Here is a 17,065-nt window from a genome sequence, read left to right as displayed (position 1 = left end):
CAGCTTTCTATTTATGCTTAGATTAGGATGTGATTCAGTATGAAATTGTCAATCAAAGAAATGAATGAACATTTCGCAAGTGAAATTTTACAATGGCAATATGTAGCACCTTACGATTTTTACAATAATGAATTATCGGGTGAAAATGTACAAGAAATGCTTGATAATCCTTACTTTGCGATCTTTAATAATCATAGTGAATTAATTGGCTATTATTGTACAGGTAAAGCAGCCCAAGTGCCAAAAGGGCAAGGTTTTGGGGCGTATGAAGAACACTGTATAGATATTGGAATTGGGTTGAAGCCAAATCTAACGGGTCAAGGATTAGGAACGGCATTTTTTTCGTTTATTGTTCAAACAGTTCAAGAAGAATATCAGCTGCCATTACGTTTAACAGTTGCACTATTTAATAAGAGAGCAATCCATCTTTATGAAAAATTTGGTTTTGTTAAAGCAATTGAATTTAGTACACCAACAGAGTTTGTCACGATGGTGAAAAAAATGTAGGATATCAATTAAAATTTAAATAATTGTTATAGTTAGTGGTCAATCGCCAAAGATTGCGTTATGATAAATACCGTTAAATCAACGTTTTGAAAGTGTGTGAAAAGTTATGGTTAATACAATTTATTTGGATAATAGTGCAACAACTAAGCCTTTAAAAGAGGTTATGCAGGCTTTTATGGTTGTAAATGAGCAGTATTATGCCAACCCTGCTTCCATCCATGCTATGGGTGTTGAAGCAAATGATTTATTAATACGTGCGCGTGAGCAAGTAGCAGATATTTTGCAGACAGAGGCAAAAAATGTGCTATTTACTTCAGGTGGTACAGAATCAAATAATGCAGCTATTTTTGGCATAGCACGTAGTAATACGCATATAGGAAAGCATATTTTAACGACTGAAATTGAACATCCCTCAGTGCTAGAAACAATGAAACAACTTGAAAAAGAGGGCTATGATGTTGAATATCTTCGTGTCGATCGAAGAGGGGTGATTTCTCTAGATGAGCTTCGTACTAAAATACGAAAAGAAACAATTTTAGTTAGCATCATGCATGTGAATAATGAAATGGGCGCAATTCAGCCTATTAAGGAAGCAGCAAAAATGATTCATGAAATGAGTCGTGCTGCCTTTCATGTTGATGCTGTGCAAAGCTTTGGGAAATTAGCAATATCCTTTAAAGAAGAAGGACCTGACTGTATTTCTATCTCTGGTCATAAAATTCATGGCTTTAAAGGCTCAGGAGTGTTAGCATTCCGTAAACCCATAAGATGGCAGCCCTTTGCTCTTGGTGGAGGTCAGGAATTTGGTATGCGTAGTGGTACTGTAGCAGTTCCGCAAGCTGTTGCTTTAGCGAAAGCGGCTCGACTTGCTGTTGAAACAATGAACGAACGCACAAATAAATACCGTCAATGGCACGATGAAATCCGAACTCAGCTAGAAAGTTATGGCGAAGCAGTCCATGTTTTATCAACCCCACAGGGAGCTGCGCATATTGTGTCATTTAGTGTTCGTGATTTAAAAGGGGAAGTCATTATTAATGCTATGCAAAAACGTGGTGTCATTGTGTCGACATCAAGTGCATGTTCTTCCAAGCAAACGAAAACAAGTCATGTTGTCGAGGCGCTTCACCTTGATGAGCATTATAAAAAAGGCGTGATTCGCCTTAGCTTTGGCGCACATAACACAATAGAAGATATAGAAAACTTTAAACAAGTACTAGCAGAAGTAATGTTGGAACTCAAAGGAGAAAATAAGTAAATGATTTGGAAAGAAATTTTAATTAGATATGGTGAGCTTTCTACAAAAGGTCGCAACAAAATGGATTTTATCCGCCGTTTACGTGAAAATATTCGTCATGCCTTTGCAGATTTAGGACAACTGCATATTCGCACAGAACGTGACCGTATGTTTATTGCCATAGAAGACGAAGCACAAATGCAAATGCTAATTACAGGTTTACCTAAAATTTTTGGTATTCAATCATTTAGCCCTGTCGCTGCATGCGAAAAAGATATGGACAGTATGAAAAAGCTCGCTATCACTATTATGGAGACATTTAAAGATGAGCCACATACATTTAAAGTAGAGGTAAAACGTACTGATAAAACATTTCCTTTAGAATCTCATGCCATCCAACGTGAGATCGGTGGCTATGTTTTACCACAATTTCAAAATTTATCTGTTAAAGTGAAGCAGCCTGATATTGAGCTACGTGTAGAAGTTCGCCATGATGCAACTTATATGATGGCACAAGTCATTCCTGGTGCAGGTGGAATGCCTGTAGGATCAAATGGCAAGTCTTTATTAATGCTATCTGGCGGTATTGATAGCCCTGTCGCAGGTTATTTAATGATGAAGCGTGGTGTGCGATTAGAGGCAATTCACTTCTTTAGTCCACCTTATACAAGCCAAAATTCATTGGAAAAAGTTAAGGTGCTTGCCAATGAATTAACAAAATTTGGTGCTAGTATTCGCTTGCATGTCATTCCTTTTACTGAAATACAAGTTCTTATTAAAGAAAAAGTACCTTCTAATGTATCGATGACGACAACACGCCGAATGATGTTGAAGGTTGCTGATCAGGTGCGTGAGGAAATTGGTGCACTTGCTATTGTAACGGGCGAAAGTCTTGGACAGGTGGCGAGTCAAACGCTTGAAAGTTTAACAGCAATAAACGCAGTAACAAATACACCTATCCTTCGTCCGCTGATTTCAACTGATAAATTAGAGATTATTGATATTGCAGAAAAAATCGGCACATACGAAACATCTATTCAGCCATTTGAAGATTGCTGCACGATTTTTACACCAGCAAGTCCAAAAACAAAACCGAAGCTTGAAAAGGTTGAGCATTATGAAAGCTTCTCTGACTTTGATGAATTGATCGAGCGAGCAGTGAAGAATCGCGAGGTCTATATTTTCCCTAAGAAAGAAGAACAACAAGATAAATTTGCAGATCTACTATAAGGATTCAAAAGCCGTCTCAAAGCCCATTTTGAGACGGCTTTTTTGTATGGATATTGTTATTCCAATAGAGGTACAATTTACCTCTAAATTTTTTGTATTAAAAATCTAATATCGCACATTCTATATTCACAAGGAGGTGAGAAACATGGCTTCAAACAACAACCGTAGTTCAAACCAGCTTGCAGTACCTGGTGTACAACAAGCACTAGATCAAATGAAATACGAAATTGCACAAGAATTTGGTGTTCAATTAGGAGCTGAAGCTTCAGCTCGTGCCAACGGTTCCGTTGGTGGTGAAATCACTAAACGTCTTGTACAAATGGCAGAATCTCAATTAAAAGGTATGCCAAACAACAACCAATAAATGCTGATTAAGCATTTATAAACTTAAAACCAGTGACCGTAAAAGGCACTGGTTTTAGTTTGTTTATTGATCATTTATTTATACGAGATAGGGATCTAAATGTAGCTACTGTATGATCAACATCTTTGCTTTGACAAATAGCTGAAATAACAGCAACACCATCAACCCCCGTTTGAAATACAGAATGAGCATTTGTGAAATTAATTCCACCGATTGCTACAATTGGTAATTCAGGATGTAATGAATGAGCCTCCTGTAAAAAAGATGTACCACATGGTGGTTGTGCATCACTTTTAGAGGATGTTGGAAAGATTGGACCGATACCAACATAATCAGCTTGATGGTTAATAGCTATTTGCAATTCTTCCCCGCAATGGACAGATACACCAAGAATCATGTTCCCGATTCTTTTACGTGCTACACTTACAGGTAAATCATCTTGTCCGATATGAACACCATCAGCTCCTAGTCGTATCGCTAGATCAACATCGTCATTAATAATAAAGGGCACTTTATAATGATGACATAATTTTTGACATTGGCGTGCAAATTGTTCATAGGCAAGTCCAGTTAACGCGTGAGGACCTTTTTCACGAAATTGAAACATTGTAATGCCTGCTTGCAAGGCTTTTTCTAGGATATAGATGGGTTGTTCTTGAGAAGGAACATTGCTCGTACCCATAATAAAATAAAGCTCCAAATCCTCACGTTTCATGAATAATCACCTCACAGCCTTCCTTATACTGTTGATAAGCAAAATGATTAGTGGGTCCATGACCATTTCCAATCGATAAATCATACATAATAGCTAATTGGATAAATTTTTTAGCTTCTATAATGGCATTTTCCAGAGCAAATCCTTGTCCAAGAAAAGCAGTAAGTGCTGCGGAAAATGTACATCCAGTACCATGCGTATTTTTTGTTTGGATTCGTGGAGACTGCAAAGAAAAAGAACGTCCATTTTTGCAAAATACATAATCAATGGCATAAAGTGGATCTGCTAAATGACCACCTTTAATGATGACACATTGTACACCTAGCTGTAACAAGCTTTGAGCTACTTCTTTCATATCTTCAAAATGATGAATAGATCTCCCAGTAAGTGTCTCTGCCTCGGGTATATTGGGCGTAACAACCGTAGCAAGTGGTAATAAAGTTGAGCGTAAGGCATCGATAGCTTCTTGCTGTAATAGGCTTTCCCCACCTTTTGCAATCATCACCGGATCAACAATCAGTGGAATGTTTAGCTCCCTGATCTTGTGTGCAATTGCTTTGATAATTTCTGAGGAATAAAGCATTCCTGTTTTAATCGCAGCGATTGGAAAATCTTCTACTAAGGCCTCGAATTGTTTTTTTATAAAGGAAACGTCAATAGGGTAAACACCTGTTACACCCAAAGTATTTTGAGCAGTTAGAGCAGTAATAACAGAAGTACCAAACACTTCTAATTCCTGAAATGTTTTTAAATCAGCCTGTATACCCGCGCCACCACCACTATCTGAGCCAGCGATTGTTGTTACAATATGCATGAAGCTGCACCATCCTTTGATAAGCGATGTATAGCATTGAGTAAGGCTATTTGAAAATCACCAATGTCTGCAGTAAATGCGGATGCCAGTACACCTGCTTTTTTATAGTAAGTAAGTGTTTCTGTTAATTGTTGGTAAGGATTATGGCTTACACTATAGGCTGCGCTACAAATTGCGCTAAGTAAACAACCTGTACCCGTTACTTCCGTCATTTGTGGATGACCACCAGCGATCCATTGGCTATGCTTGCCATCAGTTATAAAATCGCGTTCTCCTGTGACAATAACAATGCATTGATAGCGTTGAGCCAATGATGTGGCTTCTAATTCCATAGCGATAGTGCCATGACCACTATCGACACCCTTTTGTTGCCAATTTACACCAACTATTGCTGCTAGCTCGCCGAGATTACAGCGAATCACGGCAAAGTGTATGTTTTCAAGTAAGTATCTTACGGTTTCCTTACGATAAGTTGTGGCTCCAACTCCGACAGGATCTAAAATAACAGGAATACCAAGTTTATTGGCTTTTTCACCTGCTAATAACATGGCACTTTTTGTGCGATCATTAAGTGTTCCAATATTAATTAATAATGCTTGAGCAATGGCCACCATCTCCTCTACCTCTTGGTAGTCATCGGCCATTACTGGTGAAGCACCTATCGCTAATAAACCATTTGCTTGAAAATTTGCCACTACATAATTGGTTATACAATGGATAAGTGGTTGCTGTTGACGAATTGTTTGAAAAATCATTGTAGTCCTCCTTTAGGGATGGACGTAAGCATGCAAAAAAGGCTCTTTTTGTGTAAAAATGCACGAAAAGAGCCTTTCATCTGAAAACGATGTTTATTGCTCCCTACGTCAGTATTAACTAACAGGTTCAAAGGGTCAGGTTTTACCTTCTCAACTCTTACGAGTCCCCCTGCAATCTTGCTTTTAGTTGACCAAAATGTACCATACTTTTCATTTGTATTCAATAGCAAGTTTTCCTATAGATAAAATGTGACCGATGCCATATAGGAGGGTATGATAGTTGTCATGACTTTACCGAAATTAAGCACAAACCATTGAAAATGCTGAAAAAAGAGTTTTATAATGTGTCATAACAAAAGGGGGCAATTGCCATGAAAAGACAAGATTTAGTTGCACCAGAATGGTATAACATAGTAGAGGAAATTGAAAAATATGCTCAGGATGCAGCCAAAAATGCTTTAATCATTTATGAAGAAAACCAAGACATCCAATGTATTACATATGCACATTTATTGGAAAAAGCAAATCAAGCAGCACATGTATTCACCAAGCAAGGTTTAAAGAAAGGTGATGTCATTTTAGTAATGGTACCACGTTCGGTTGAAGCATATATTGTGTATATTGCTGCATTGAAAGCGGGTTTAACTATTATTCCAAGTTCTGAGATGTTAAGAACAAAGGATATTGAGTATCGAATTCATCATGCAAATGCTAAAGCAGTTATTGCATTTGAACCCTATATTGAACAGTTCGATAAAGTGGGGAATTTACAAGACATACTGCAATTTGTCATAGGGAATGCACATGAACCTTGGCAGAACATACTTGAAAAAATGAATAATCAACCTACAACCTACATAAATCCTATCCCAACAAAAAGCACAGACAATGCATTTTTAGCCTATACAAGCGGAACAACAGGAAATCCAAAAGCAGCAGTGCATACGCATAGTTGGGGCTATGCTCATTTACGAACAACAGCACCACATTGGTTGGGTGTACAAGAAAATGATATTGTTTGGGCGACTGCAGCACCAGGGTGGCAAAAATGGATTTGGAGTCCATTTCTAGCTACTTTAGGCAGTGGTGCTACTGCATTTGTCTACAAAGGTAAATTTGAAGCAGCTTCTTATTTAGCATTGCTTGAGAGATTCAAAATCAATGTACTATGCTGTACACCAACTGAATATCGTTTTATGGCAGCGCTTGAAAATTTACATGAATATGATTTAAGTGCAATTCGCCAAGCTGTATCAGCTGGTGAGCCATTAAATAGTGAGGTTATAAGAGTATTCTTGGAAACATTCAAATTACAAGTGCGAGATGGCTATGGACAAACGGAAAATACATTATTGGTAGGCACAATGGTAGGGATGGAAGCGAGAGTTGGCTCTATGGGAAAACCTACTCCTGGCAACACTGTTGAAATTATTAATGATTTGGGCAAACCTGTTACAATCGGAGAAGTTGGTGATATTGCTGTTCATCGCGAAACGCCAGCACTCTTTAAAAAATATTTAAATGATCCTGAACGTACAAATTTACAGTTTCGTGGGGATTGGTATATTACAGGAGATCGTGCCTATAAAGATGAAGATGGCTACTTTTGGTTTGACGGACGAGGAGACGATGTTATTATATCCTCAGGCTATACAATTGGCCCTTTTGAAGTAGAGGATGCTTTAATGAAACATCCAACTGTAAAAGAGGCTGCTGTTATAGCGAGCCCTGATAAAGTAAGAGGAAATATTGTCAAAGCATTTATTGTTCTGCGCAATGGTGAAAAAGGTGATGGAGCGCTTATTCAAACACTCCAAAGTCATGTTAAATCATTGACCGCTCCTTATAAATATCCACGTACTATTGAATTTGTAGAGGAACTACCAAAAACATCTTCTGGGAAAATTAGACGTGTCGAATTACGGCAACAAGAAATCAAACACCTCCAATTATAATCATTTCCTAGGAAATAATGTCGAAAATCAAAGTTCATCAAAGGTATGGACTTTGATTTTTTTATTTTTTTTAGGTAAGGTAATATGAGGAAATACATAGCTTAAAGCTTTTTGTGTTTAATTATTGCAAAAAAATGAAACAAATTGGCAAGTCATACGTATTACGTGTTGAGGAGGCGGAAAGACATGAATGTAAAAAGGTGGGTTGCTTTAGTAGTGGCTGGTGTTCTTTTACTATTTTCGTTAGGAATTAATACCATTTTTGCGCTATTTAAAGCAGATTTCCTAGGTAATTTTGATAGCTTGATGGCAGGTAATAGCTTAGATGTATATGAAAATGTCATTGAAGGGGAGAATTTTGATAAGCGAATTGCTTATTTAAAGGTAGATGGAACGATTCAAGATATCGGCTCAAGTACATTGTGGCAACCAGTTGCCTATGATCATCAATTTTTCTTAGAACAATTGGATAATATTTTATATGATGAGTCCATACAGGGTGTTGTTTTAAGCGTTAATTCACCAGGTGGTGGTGTAAAGGAATCTGCAGATATCTATAAAAAGCTACTAAAAATAAAAGAAGAACGACAAATTCCAATTTATGTATCAATGGATTCTATGGCAGCTTCAGGTGGTTATTATATTTCTGCACCAGCAGATAAAATATTTGCCCATCGTGATACAATAACAGGCTCTATTGGTGTCATCATGCAATCAATTAACTATCAAGAGCTGGCTGAAAAAGTAGGAGTCAAATTTGAAACGTTTAAATCGGGAGAGCATAAAGATATGCTAAGTCCAATGCGTGAAGTGACAGCAGAGGAACGTGCAATGATGCAAGATATGATTAATGAAACGTACGAAGAATTTGTAGATATTGTAGAACAGGGACGTAATATGTCTGAAGCAGAAGTGAAGAAGGTTGCAGATGGTCGTATTCTTGGCGGTACAAAAGCACTTGAAGCAGGGTTAATTGATGAAATTGGTGATGAAGAAGCGGCCATTGCAGCTCTTCGTGAGGATTATGGACTTGAAGATGCGGCTTTATTTGAGTATTCATACGATATGGGTGGCTGGCAATCATACGTAGGTATGAAAATTGGCTCCATGTTCGGTCCCTCCGCCGAAGAAAAAATGCTAATGAAAATCATGACGGACTATAGCGCTCCGAAAATGATGTATCTATATGGGGAATACTAAGGGGGGAGCACAATGACAAACAATAAAATTGTTATGCAAGGTTCACCCTCATTGGAAAATGGCTTCTATATAAACACTTCAGGAGAATCAGCACATGAAAAAAACTATGCATTAAAAACTGCTGGTTTTTGGGTACGATTTTGGGCATTTTTATTAGACGGATTCATCATTTCTGCTGTAGGTGGAATACTCGTCAATCCTATCTTCTATTTAATGGATTGGTCTTTATCTGATTCGGTTTGGTATGCGCCAATTTCTATTATTACAGCAATTTTCTACTATAGCTATTTTGTGCTGATGACCAAGTTCTTTGGGCAAACACTAGGGAAAATGGTGTTCGGATTACGTGTAATTTCATTAAAGCACGATCAGCTAACTTGGTCAGATGTGTTATTCCGTGATTGGATTGGTCGTATCATCAATAATATTTTTATGCCACTGTATATTTTGGTAGTGATTTTGCCAGAAAATCAAGGCTTACATGACTATTTTGCCGATACAACAGTGGTACACGAAAAAATCTTTATTGAAAAGGCTTCAACACCGACTACTTTACCAAAACAAGAAGAACATATAGAAATTACTGTGCAAGAAGAAAAAATAGACTTAGCCAAGCTAGAGGAAAAAAATGAACAATAAACATAAGACTGTCTCAAATTAGGAGACAGTCTTATCTATTTCTAAGTATGTAAGCTATCATAGTTGCAATTAATTCCCTTCATTTAGTAATATTATGTACATATGATGATTAGGAGGCGTTTAGATGGCACAAGTAACATTTAAAAATGGTCCAGTGACACTAGTAGGAAATGAAGTAAAGGTGGGCGATCAAGCTCCAGATTTTACGGTATTAGCGAATGACCTATCACCTGTAACATTAAATGATTCAGAAGGAAAAATTCGTTTATTTAGTGTTGTACCATCATTAGATACTGGTGTATGTGATGCGCAAACACGTCGATTCAATGAGGAAGCAGCTAACTTAGGTGATAATGTAGTCATTTATACAGTATCTGTGGATCTTCCATTCGCTCAAAAGCGTTGGTGTGGTGCAGCAGGTATAGATGCAGTCCAAACTGTATCAGATCACCGCGACCTTTCATTTGGTGAGGCATATGGCGTATACATTCAAGAATTACGTCTTCTGACACGTGCAGTATTCGTTGTGGATGCAAACAATAAAGTAACATATGTTGAATATGTACCTGAAGCTACAGATCATCCAAACTATGAAGCGGCCATTGCAGCTGTCAAAGCACTAGCATAATAAGCTGCTTTTAGGCTAAGATAATACTAGACAAAGGGGCTGTGACAAGTGTTTGTCACGGCTCTTTTCTGCGTGAAAGGAAGTTAGATATGGAAAATATCGAAAAGTTATTTGGTTTGCTAAATGAGCATGCCGAAAAAATCGAAAAAGAACACAATATAACGTTACTAGAAGGATTATTAGATGGGTTAGAGGCATGGCTTGATGGCGAAGTTGATTTTTCTCAAAAAGATGCAACAAAAGAGGATATTCGTAAAGCTATTCAAATTGCTATTTTAAAAGGGATGCGCAAAGGCTCACAGCCGAATCATCAAATGACTCCTGACACGTTAGGGCTATTAGTGGGCTACTTTGTGGAGCAGATTTTTGCAGAGCGTCTTGAAAATGAAAAGATCTCGATCATGGACCCAGCAGTAGGCACGGGCAATTTATTACTGACGGTTATGAATTTATTAGATGGAAAAGTGGAAGCAACAGGTGTAGAGGTGGATGAGCTACTTATTCGTCTTGCTGCGGCAACTGCTGACTTAACAGAACAACCTATTTCTTTATACCGTCAAGATGCCTTAGAAGATTTATTGGTCAATCCATTGGATGCCGTTGTTTGTGATCTACCTGTAGGTTATTATCCAAATGAAGAAGTGGCGCTCGATTATGAATTATGTCCAGCGGAGGGGATGAGTTATGCCCATCATTTATTCATCGAGCAATCAATGAATTATACAAAGGATGGCGGCTATTTATTTTTCCTTGCACCATCTCATCTGTTTGAGTCAGAGCAGTCTAAGCAATTACACAAATACATTCAAAAACATGCGTGGATTCAAGCGATTATTCAATTACCTGACTCGATGTTTGCAAATAAATCATTAGAGAAGAGCATTGTGATTTTACAAAAACAATCGAAGGAATTGAAAGCACCTAAAGAAGTCCTATTAGCTAAAGTACCAAATATGCAGAATAAGCAGGCACTTGCGCTATTCTTTGAAAAAGTGAAGATGTGGAAAGAGGGCAAGTAATTGCACTTGAGTGCAAGTAAAAAGGTATCCTATACAAGGATACCTTTTTATGTATTACAAATTAGTTTTCAGGCGTACGGATAACTAGTACGTCACATTTAGCTGAACGTACAATAGCCTCAGATACAGAACCGATTAGGAAGCGTTCTACTGCATTTAGACCAGTTGCACCACAAATGATTAAATCTGCGTCTACGATGTTAGAAAGCTCTTTTGTTATGATATTTTTTGGAGAGCCATACTCGATGATAAGATTAACATTCGTTAAACCTTCATCTTCAGCTTGCTTTTTGTAACCATTTAATAGTTCTTCAGAAAATGCTTGAGCACGCTCTGCAATGGAACGGTCATATGCTTCGATAGCAGCAAATGAACGAGTATCGATTACATTTACTAGATTTAACACTGCACCTTCGTTTCGTTTTGCAACATCAATTGACTTACGAAACGCGTATTCAGCTTCTTTTGAACCGTCTACTGCAACAACAATGCTTTTATAATGATTAGCCATTTGAAAAACCTCCCTGATTTGTATATGTTGATTATACCAAATGATTTTCTAAAGGAAATACTTTCCGCAAGAAAAATTATGAAAATGTGAAGGCATTTCATGTAGAAATGTTAATTAATTATAAATATCTAATTCCCACTATTTGCAGTGTGTAAACGTCTTTTGATTGGTTTCAACTACACATGAATCAGTTCCATTAACTGCTACCTATACTCCTTTTTAGTTTTTAAATATAGTAATTTATAATGATATACAACGTTTGAATATTTGTTATTTTGGAAATCTTATAAATTTTATCTGTATTTGCATTAGTTAAAGCTTTTTTTGCAATTGTTTGGTAATATGGAAGTGCAAGGGGTGCATCAAGTTTAGTTACATAAATGATGCTTATTTCTTACGTTATGGAAGGGGATAGGAAACAATGAAGATTGGTATTCCAAAGGAAATTAAAAACAATGAAAACCGTGTAGCAATGACACCAGCAGGAGTTGTCACTTTAACACATGCAGGGCATGAAGTGTATATTGAAACAGGAGCGGGGCTAGGTTCAAGCTTTACGGATGCTGATTACATTGCAGCAGGTGCTCATATTGTTCAAACAGCTAAAGAAGCTTGGTCCCAAGAAATGATTATGAAGGTAAAAGAACCTGTAGCTTCTGAGTATGATTACTTCTACGAGGGTCAAATTTTATTCACTTATTTACACTTAGCGCCAGAGGTTGAATTAACTCAGGCACTTTTAAATAAAAAAGTTGTAGGAATTGCCTACGAAACAGTACAATTAGCAAATGGTTCATTACCTTTGTTAACACCAATGAGTGAAGTCGCTGGTAAAATGGCTACACAAATTGGTGCACAGTTCTTAGAGAGAAACCATGCTGGTAAAGGTATTTTACTAGGTGGTGTATCGGGTGTACAACGTGGAAAAGTGACAGTAATTGGCGGTGGTATTGCGGGTACAAATGCTGCAAAAATTGCTGTTGGCATGGGTGCTGATGTGACAGTTATCGATTTAAGCCCAGAACGTTTACGTCAATTAGAAGATATGTTTGGACGCGATGTTCAAACATTAATGTCTAATCCATATAATATTGCAGAATCAGTGAAAGATTCAGATTTAGTTATTGGTGCTGTATTAATTCCAGGCGCAAAAGCACCGAAACTTGTATCGGAAGAAATGATTCAATCAATGCAAGCCGGCTCTGTTGTAGTTGATATTGCAATTGACCAAGGTGGTATTTTTGCAACATCTGATCGTGTGACAACACATGATGATCCAACATATGTGAAGCATGGCGTTGTACACTATGCAGTTGCAAATATGCCTGGTGCGGTACCACGTACTTCTACAATTGCTTTAACAAATAATACAATTCCATATGCACTTCAAATTGCCAACAAAGGCTACAAACAAGCTTGCCTTGATAATGCAGCACTGAAAAAAGGTGTGAATACATTAGATGGACAACTTGTTTATAAAGCAGTGGCAGATTCGCAAGGACTACCATTTGTCAATGTGGATGAGTTAATTCAATAAACTTTGCTAGACAGAGAAAAAGGAAGCACACTAGTTGCTTCCTTTTTTGCATTATAGAATGATTAAATCTTTCGGGAATTTTGTTAATACTTCAACGCCATCTTTTGTAACGACAACATCATCCTCAATACGTACGCCTGTTACATCTGATTTATAAATGCCAGGCTCAATCGTAAAGACCATACCTTCTTCCATCGTCATCTCATTGGCACCTGTAACAGATGGGAATTCATGCACAGAAATACCAAGACCATGTCCAAGGCGGTGCGTGAAATATTCACCATAACCAGCCTCTGTAATTGTATCACGCGCAATTTTGTCTAAGTCCATCGCACGAACACCTGGTTTTACTGCTGCGACAGCATTTGTATTGGCAGCTAAAACAGTTTGATAAATTTCTTTTTGTGCTTCACTAGGCTCCCCAAAAGCTACAGTACGTGTAATATCTGAGCAATAGCCATCGTAAATAACGCCAAGGTCAAATAGTACCATATCACCTTTTTCAATTTTACGTGCACCTGGCTTCCCGTGAGGAGAGGCAGTTTTTGGACCACTCAATACCATTGTTTCAAAAGACATTTTACAGCCTTTATCTTGAATGGCACTTTCGATTGCTGTTAGGATTTCCATTTCTGTTTTACCTTCAGCAATTTCCTTGCAACCGATTTCAATTGCATAATCGGCCAATTCAGCAGCTTTACGTAATTTTTCTAATTCACTTTCATCTTTGATTACGCGCATCGCATTAATTTTTTCGTCAAGACGCACAAAGCTAGCTTGAGGGAAAGATTGCTGTAAAGCTTCCAAGCGCTCAACAATGAGTTGTGCTTTTTCAATAGCAAATGTAGCTGGGGTGATTTGGCGTGCTACAATCGCTTGAGCAAGAACTTCCATCGAATTTTCTGTATCTTGATGACCAATTACCTCATAAGACCAACCAGCAGCCTTTGCATCTGGAATCTCCATTTGTGGACAAATTAGAAAAGGCTCCGCATCTTTAAAAATCATGACTCCTAGTAATCTTTCATGTGGATTACTTTTAAAGCCTGAAACGTAAAAAACATTGTCAGGTGTTGTTACGAATGCTGCATCGATATGATTTTGCTGCAAGTAACGTTGGATTTCTTCAACCTTTGACATTAATATGTCCTCCTTTTAGTGCATGGAAAATTTTTTACGTAAGAAAGCTTCGACTGCCGAAAAAAGTAGCGAGGTTTCTTATCGAGTACTGAATAATTATGCTCTAACAGGGTATAAAGTTGTTAGAGAATACTACCATTATTCTCTGTACAAGCATATCAAAAAAAGGGAAAAAGCGCATGGGTAGCGAATTAAAATGTTGGACTGTACTTTGTTAATCGAGGAGGATGTTAAGATGAAAATAAGTTATCATGGACATTCAGTTGTCAAAATTCAAACAAATGGAAAAACGATATTAATTGACCCTTTTATTAATGGCAATGGGCAAACAGACTTAAAAGTGGCTGACGAAGCGCCAGATATTATTTTACTTACACATGGCCATAATGATCATGTTGGAGATACAGTAGAATTAGCGAAGAAAAAAGATGCGCTAGTCATTGCGCCAAATGAGCTGGCTAATTGGATTTCTTGGCAAGGTGTAAAAACACACCCAATGCATATAGGTGGTGCGAAGGAATTTGACTTCGGTAAAGTAAAGTTTACACAAGCCTTTCATGGCTCTTCTTATGTAACAGAAAATAACGAAATAATTTATATGGGCATGCCGGCTGGAATTTTATTATTTATTGAAGGATTAACAATTTATCATGCGGGCGATACAGCTCTTTTTGGTGATATGAAACTAATTGGTGAACGACATCCAATTGATATTGCATTCTTACCAATTGGTGATAATTTTACAATGGGGCCAGAGGATGCAGCGTGTGCGGTTTCGTTTTTAAAGCCGAAAATTGTCGTACCGATTCATTACAATACATTCCCACCAATCGAGCAAGATCCACAAATTTTTGCAGATTTAGTACAAAATACAGAAGTTCAAATTTTGAAAGCTGGCGAAAAAGTAAACTGTTTCTAATCGTTGGTAATGCTGTACTATATGAATTGACACCACGCTGGTAGTTGAAATGATGGGGAAAGTTAAACAATTTCATCACTTTATATTAAATATTTTCATAAAAAATATGGTACACTAAGAGCAGAATTGAAGCTTAGGAAATAGGTGATATTTTGTCTACAAAACATGAGAAAATTTTACAATACATCGAATCACTACCCGTGGGCGATAAAATTTCAGTACGGCAAATAGCAAAGGAAATGCAAGTGAGTGAAGGAACAGCTTACCGTGCAATTAAGGAAGCTGAAAATCGTCGCTTAGTAAGTTCTATTGAACGTGTTGGAACAATTCGTATTGAGAAAAAAAAGAAAGAAAATATTGAGCGCTTAACTTTTGCAGAAATTGTTAATATTGTAGATGGCCAAGTTTTAGGTGGTAAATCAGGTCTACATAAAACACTAACAAAATTTGTTATTGGGGCTATGCAATTAGAGGACATGATGCGTTACACTGATGCAGGTAGCTTATTAATTGTTGGTAACCGTATTAAAGCACATGAGAATGCCCTTCGAGCGGGGGCAGCTGTTTTAATCACCGGCGGTTTTGATACTACGGAAGATAATAAGTTGCTTGCAGATTCATTAGATTTACCAATTATTTCAACAAGCTACGATACGTTTACAGTAGCAACAATGATTAACCGGGCAATCTATGACCAATTGATTAAAAAAGATATTCTTTTTATCGAAGACATTTATGTACCGATGACTGACACTGCAGCATTAAAAAATGATGAAACAATTCATCATTTCCAGAAGCTGAATGAACGTACAACCCATGGTGCATTTCCTGTAGTTACCCACCAAAATAAATTGGTCGGTATGATTACCGTAAAAGACGTCATTGGTCGTGAAGAAAACGAGCTTATTGAAAAAGTAATGACGAAAAACCCAATTGCTGGCTCCATGAAAATGAGTGTCGCTTCGGCAGGGCATCGAATGATTTGGGAGGGGATTGATCTCTTACCAATTGTAGATGACGACAATATTTTACAGGGTGTTATTAGCCGTCAAGATGTACTGAAGGCGTTGCAATTAGCACAAAGACAGCCACAGCATGGTGAAACGATTGATGATTTAGTGAAAAATGAAATGAAGGTATTAGGTGATGAAGAACTCATCGTTGAATTTAAAGTTACACCACAAATGACCAATCAATATGGAGCAATTTCATACGGTGCTTTTACAACTTTACTAGCTGAGGTCGGTTCATTCGCATTAAAACGACGTAAACGTGGAGATGCAGTGGCAGAGAATATGACTATTTACTTTATTAAACCAGTCCAAATGGAAAGTACGCTAACTGTTAAGCCTCGGATTTTAGATATGAGTCGTAAGTTTGTGAAAATGGATTTTGAAGTGTATAATCAACAAATGCTTGTTGGTAAGGCAATGATGATGTTCCAACTATTAGAACGTTAAGTATTGAAAAGGGATGGCCTAGCGCAATTGCTTGGTCATCCCTTTGTTACATATATTATTGATTAATGCGGAATTCTTCCTCAACAAATTGTCCATAATGACGGGCTTTTTTTATATTTTCTACAATAACTAAGATGCCGAGCGCGGCAAGAATTGCTACAATAATAAATGTAAATAAGCTCGGGAATAAATAAGCTTGATTTAAAGCAAATGACAATATTAAGGAACCTAAGCCGATGTTCGCTTTGCTTTTATACCAATTTTTAGCAATAGGTAATGGAGAACGGAATTGTTTTGTTTTAAAATAAAAATAAAAAACAAAAGATATGATAATCGCAAACACAAATATTAAATTGAGCATAGTAAACCTCCTAGCATAACTAGACATTATTGTAACGATAATTATGTAAAAATGCTAACGGTTCTTACTATCAT

18 protein-coding genes and 1 riboswitch are annotated in these 17,065 nt (G+C 37.3%); of the genes, 12 read left to right on the top strand and 6 right to left on the bottom strand.

The features are described from left to right. Positions 1 to 39: 39 nt before the first annotated feature. The 4 genes from HXV90_RS16880 to HXV90_RS16865 all read left to right on the top strand — a co-directional run bounded on the left by HXV90_RS16880 (position 40) and on the right by HXV90_RS16865 (position 3,338). On the top strand, positions 40 to 507 hold the full coding sequence (locus HXV90_RS16880) for a GNAT family N-acetyltransferase (RefSeq protein WP_259948488.1): 468 nt from the start codon (positions 40 to 42) through the stop codon (positions 505 to 507). 106 nt (positions 508 to 613) lie between these two features. Beyond that, on the top strand, positions 614 to 1,765 hold the full coding sequence (locus HXV90_RS16875; protein ID WP_066037557.1) for a cysteine desulfurase family protein: 1,152 nt from the start codon (positions 614 to 616) through the stop codon (positions 1,763 to 1,765). After that, a complete protein-coding gene (thiI, locus tag HXV90_RS16870; RefSeq protein WP_048393538.1) occupies positions 1,766 to 2,974 on the top strand; it encodes a tRNA uracil 4-sulfurtransferase ThiI in 1,209 nt (402 codons plus the stop codon). Between the two features lie 145 nt (positions 2,975 to 3,119). Next, on the top strand, positions 3,120 to 3,338 hold the full coding sequence (locus HXV90_RS16865) for an alpha/beta-type small acid-soluble spore protein (protein ID WP_004226165.1): 219 nt from the start codon (positions 3,120 to 3,122) through the stop codon (positions 3,336 to 3,338). Between the two features lie 70 nt (positions 3,339 to 3,408). On the opposite strand, the gene thiE is transcribed toward HXV90_RS16865, so the two are convergent. The 3 genes from thiE to thiM are packed head-to-tail and all read right to left on the bottom strand — an operon-like array spanning position 3,409 to position 5,622. Continuing rightward, positions 3,409 to 4,053, bottom strand: coding sequence for a thiamine phosphate synthase (thiE, locus tag HXV90_RS16860; RefSeq protein WP_269897646.1), 645 nt, complete (start codon positions 4,051 to 4,053; stop codon positions 3,409 to 3,411). Beyond that, positions 4,043 to 4,867, bottom strand: coding sequence for a bifunctional hydroxymethylpyrimidine kinase/phosphomethylpyrimidine kinase (gene thiD, locus HXV90_RS16855; RefSeq protein ID WP_269897645.1), 825 nt, complete (start codon positions 4,865 to 4,867; stop codon positions 4,043 to 4,045). The genes thiE and thiD overlap by 11 nt, the downstream gene beginning before the upstream one ends. Continuing rightward, positions 4,855 to 5,622 carry a hydroxyethylthiazole kinase gene (thiM, locus tag HXV90_RS16850; protein WP_269897644.1) on the bottom strand — a complete coding sequence of 256 codons (768 nt, stop codon included), beginning with the start codon at positions 5,620 to 5,622 and terminating at the stop codon, positions 4,855 to 4,857. The genes thiD and thiM overlap by 13 nt, the downstream gene beginning before the upstream one ends. Positions 5,623 to 5,705: 83 nt before the next feature. After that, a riboswitch (TPP riboswitch) is annotated at positions 5,706 to 5,803 on the bottom strand. 190 nt (positions 5,804 to 5,993) lie between these two features. On the opposite strand from thiM, the gene mbcS reads away from it, so the two are divergent. The 5 genes from mbcS to HXV90_RS16825 all read left to right on the top strand — a co-directional run bounded on the left by mbcS (position 5,994) and on the right by HXV90_RS16825 (position 11,063). After that, positions 5,994 to 7,577 carry an acyl-CoA synthetase MbcS gene (gene mbcS, locus HXV90_RS16845; RefSeq protein WP_269897643.1) on the top strand — a complete coding sequence of 528 codons (1,584 nt, stop codon included), beginning with the start codon at positions 5,994 to 5,996 and terminating at the stop codon, positions 7,575 to 7,577. A gap of 186 nt (positions 7,578 to 7,763) precedes the next feature. After that, on the top strand, positions 7,764 to 8,777 hold the full coding sequence (gene sppA / locus HXV90_RS16840; RefSeq protein ID WP_048393549.1) for a signal peptide peptidase SppA: 1,014 nt from the start codon (positions 7,764 to 7,766) through the stop codon (positions 8,775 to 8,777). A 12-nt stretch (positions 8,778 to 8,789) separates the two neighbouring features. After that, on the top strand, positions 8,790 to 9,416 hold the full coding sequence (locus tag HXV90_RS16835; protein ID WP_269897642.1) for an RDD family protein: 627 nt from the start codon (positions 8,790 to 8,792) through the stop codon (positions 9,414 to 9,416). Between the two features lie 124 nt (positions 9,417 to 9,540). After that, a complete protein-coding gene (gene tpx, locus HXV90_RS16830) occupies positions 9,541 to 10,044 on the top strand; it encodes a thiol peroxidase (RefSeq protein ID WP_004226187.1) in 504 nt (167 codons plus the stop codon). Between the two features lie 89 nt (positions 10,045 to 10,133). Beyond that, entirely contained in the window at positions 10,134 to 11,063 is a 930-nt protein-coding gene (locus HXV90_RS16825) for a class I SAM-dependent methyltransferase (RefSeq protein ID WP_103118656.1), read from the top strand. A gap of 61 nt (positions 11,064 to 11,124) precedes the next feature. Here the strand turns inward: HXV90_RS16825 and HXV90_RS16820 are convergent, their stop codons facing one another. Continuing rightward, on the bottom strand, positions 11,125 to 11,574 hold the full coding sequence (locus HXV90_RS16820; protein WP_004226191.1) for a universal stress protein: 450 nt from the start codon (positions 11,572 to 11,574) through the stop codon (positions 11,125 to 11,127). A 421-nt stretch (positions 11,575 to 11,995) separates the two neighbouring features. On the opposite strand from HXV90_RS16820, the gene ald reads away from it, so the two are divergent. After that, positions 11,996 to 13,111, top strand: coding sequence for an alanine dehydrogenase (gene ald / locus HXV90_RS16815; RefSeq protein WP_004226195.1), 1,116 nt, complete (start codon positions 11,996 to 11,998; stop codon positions 13,109 to 13,111). Positions 13,112 to 13,162: 51 nt separating this feature from the next. Here the strand turns inward: ald and HXV90_RS16810 are convergent, their stop codons facing one another. Next, the gene (locus tag HXV90_RS16810) at positions 13,163 to 14,251 is read right to left on the bottom strand and encodes a M24 family metallopeptidase (RefSeq protein ID WP_004226198.1); all 1,089 of its coding nucleotides are present in this window, start codon (positions 14,249 to 14,251) and stop codon (positions 13,163 to 13,165) included. A 235-nt stretch (positions 14,252 to 14,486) separates the two neighbouring features. Between HXV90_RS16810 and HXV90_RS16805 the strand changes: the two genes are divergently transcribed. Both HXV90_RS16805 and HXV90_RS16800 read left to right on the top strand, forming a co-directional pair. After that, on the top strand, positions 14,487 to 15,170 hold the full coding sequence (locus HXV90_RS16805; RefSeq protein ID WP_016994815.1) for a metal-dependent hydrolase: 684 nt from the start codon (positions 14,487 to 14,489) through the stop codon (positions 15,168 to 15,170). Positions 15,171 to 15,322: 152 nt separating this feature from the next. After that, positions 15,323 to 16,630 carry a DRTGG domain-containing protein gene (locus HXV90_RS16800; RefSeq protein WP_004226205.1) on the top strand — a complete coding sequence of 436 codons (1,308 nt, stop codon included), beginning with the start codon at positions 15,323 to 15,325 and terminating at the stop codon, positions 16,628 to 16,630. A 55-nt stretch (positions 16,631 to 16,685) separates the two neighbouring features. Here the strand turns inward: HXV90_RS16800 and HXV90_RS16795 are convergent, their stop codons facing one another. Further along, on the bottom strand, positions 16,686 to 16,991 hold the full coding sequence (locus HXV90_RS16795; protein ID WP_048393558.1) for a YtpI family protein: 306 nt from the start codon (positions 16,989 to 16,991) through the stop codon (positions 16,686 to 16,688). Positions 16,992 to 17,065 lie beyond the last annotated feature (74 nt).

This window comes from Lysinibacillus sp. JK80 (genome assembly GCF_027557635.1).
Classification (GTDB): domain Bacteria; phylum Bacillota; class Bacilli; order Bacillales_A; family Planococcaceae; genus Lysinibacillus; species Lysinibacillus capsici.
Note: the sequence above shows the minus strand (reverse complement) of the source record. Positions and strands in the feature narration are given on the sequence as shown.

Bases quoted from the DNA above. Each gene is read 5' to 3' on its own strand.
- HXV90_RS16880 (WP_259948488.1), top strand. From the start codon at position 40: ATGAAATTGTCAATCAAAGAAATGAATGAACATTTCGCAAGTGAAATT.
- HXV90_RS16875 (WP_066037557.1), top strand. From the start codon at position 614: ATGGTTAATACAATTTATTTGGATAATAGTGCAACAACTAAGCCTTTA.
- thiI (WP_048393538.1), top strand. From the start codon at position 1,766: ATGATTTGGAAAGAAATTTTAATTAGATATGGTGAGCTTTCTACAAAA.
- HXV90_RS16865 (WP_004226165.1), top strand. From the start codon at position 3,120: ATGGCTTCAAACAACAACCGTAGTTCAAACCAGCTTGCAGTACCTGGT.
- thiE (WP_269897646.1), bottom strand. From the start codon at position 4,053: ATGAAACGTGAGGATTTGGAGCTTTATTTTATTATGGGTACGAGCAAT.
- thiD (WP_269897645.1), bottom strand. From the start codon at position 4,867: ATGCATATTGTAACAACAATCGCTGGCTCAGATAGTGGTGGTGGCGCG.
- thiM (WP_269897644.1), bottom strand. From the start codon at position 5,622: ATGATTTTTCAAACAATTCGTCAACAGCAACCACTTATCCATTGTATA.
- mbcS (WP_269897643.1), top strand. From the start codon at position 5,994: ATGAAAAGACAAGATTTAGTTGCACCAGAATGGTATAACATAGTAGAG.
- sppA (WP_048393549.1), top strand. From the start codon at position 7,764: ATGAATGTAAAAAGGTGGGTTGCTTTAGTAGTGGCTGGTGTTCTTTTA.
- HXV90_RS16835 (WP_269897642.1), top strand. From the start codon at position 8,790: ATGACAAACAATAAAATTGTTATGCAAGGTTCACCCTCATTGGAAAAT.
- tpx (WP_004226187.1), top strand. From the start codon at position 9,541: ATGGCACAAGTAACATTTAAAAATGGTCCAGTGACACTAGTAGGAAAT.
- HXV90_RS16825 (WP_103118656.1), top strand. From the start codon at position 10,134: ATGGAAAATATCGAAAAGTTATTTGGTTTGCTAAATGAGCATGCCGAA.
- HXV90_RS16820 (WP_004226191.1), bottom strand. From the start codon at position 11,574: ATGGCTAATCATTATAAAAGCATTGTTGTTGCAGTAGACGGTTCAAAA.
- ald (WP_004226195.1), top strand. From the start codon at position 11,996: ATGAAGATTGGTATTCCAAAGGAAATTAAAAACAATGAAAACCGTGTA.
- HXV90_RS16810 (WP_004226198.1), bottom strand. From the start codon at position 14,251: ATGTCAAAGGTTGAAGAAATCCAACGTTACTTGCAGCAAAATCATATC.
- HXV90_RS16805 (WP_016994815.1), top strand. From the start codon at position 14,487: ATGAAAATAAGTTATCATGGACATTCAGTTGTCAAAATTCAAACAAAT.
- HXV90_RS16795 (WP_048393558.1), bottom strand. From the start codon at position 16,991: ATGCTCAATTTAATATTTGTGTTTGCGATTATCATATCTTTTGTTTTT.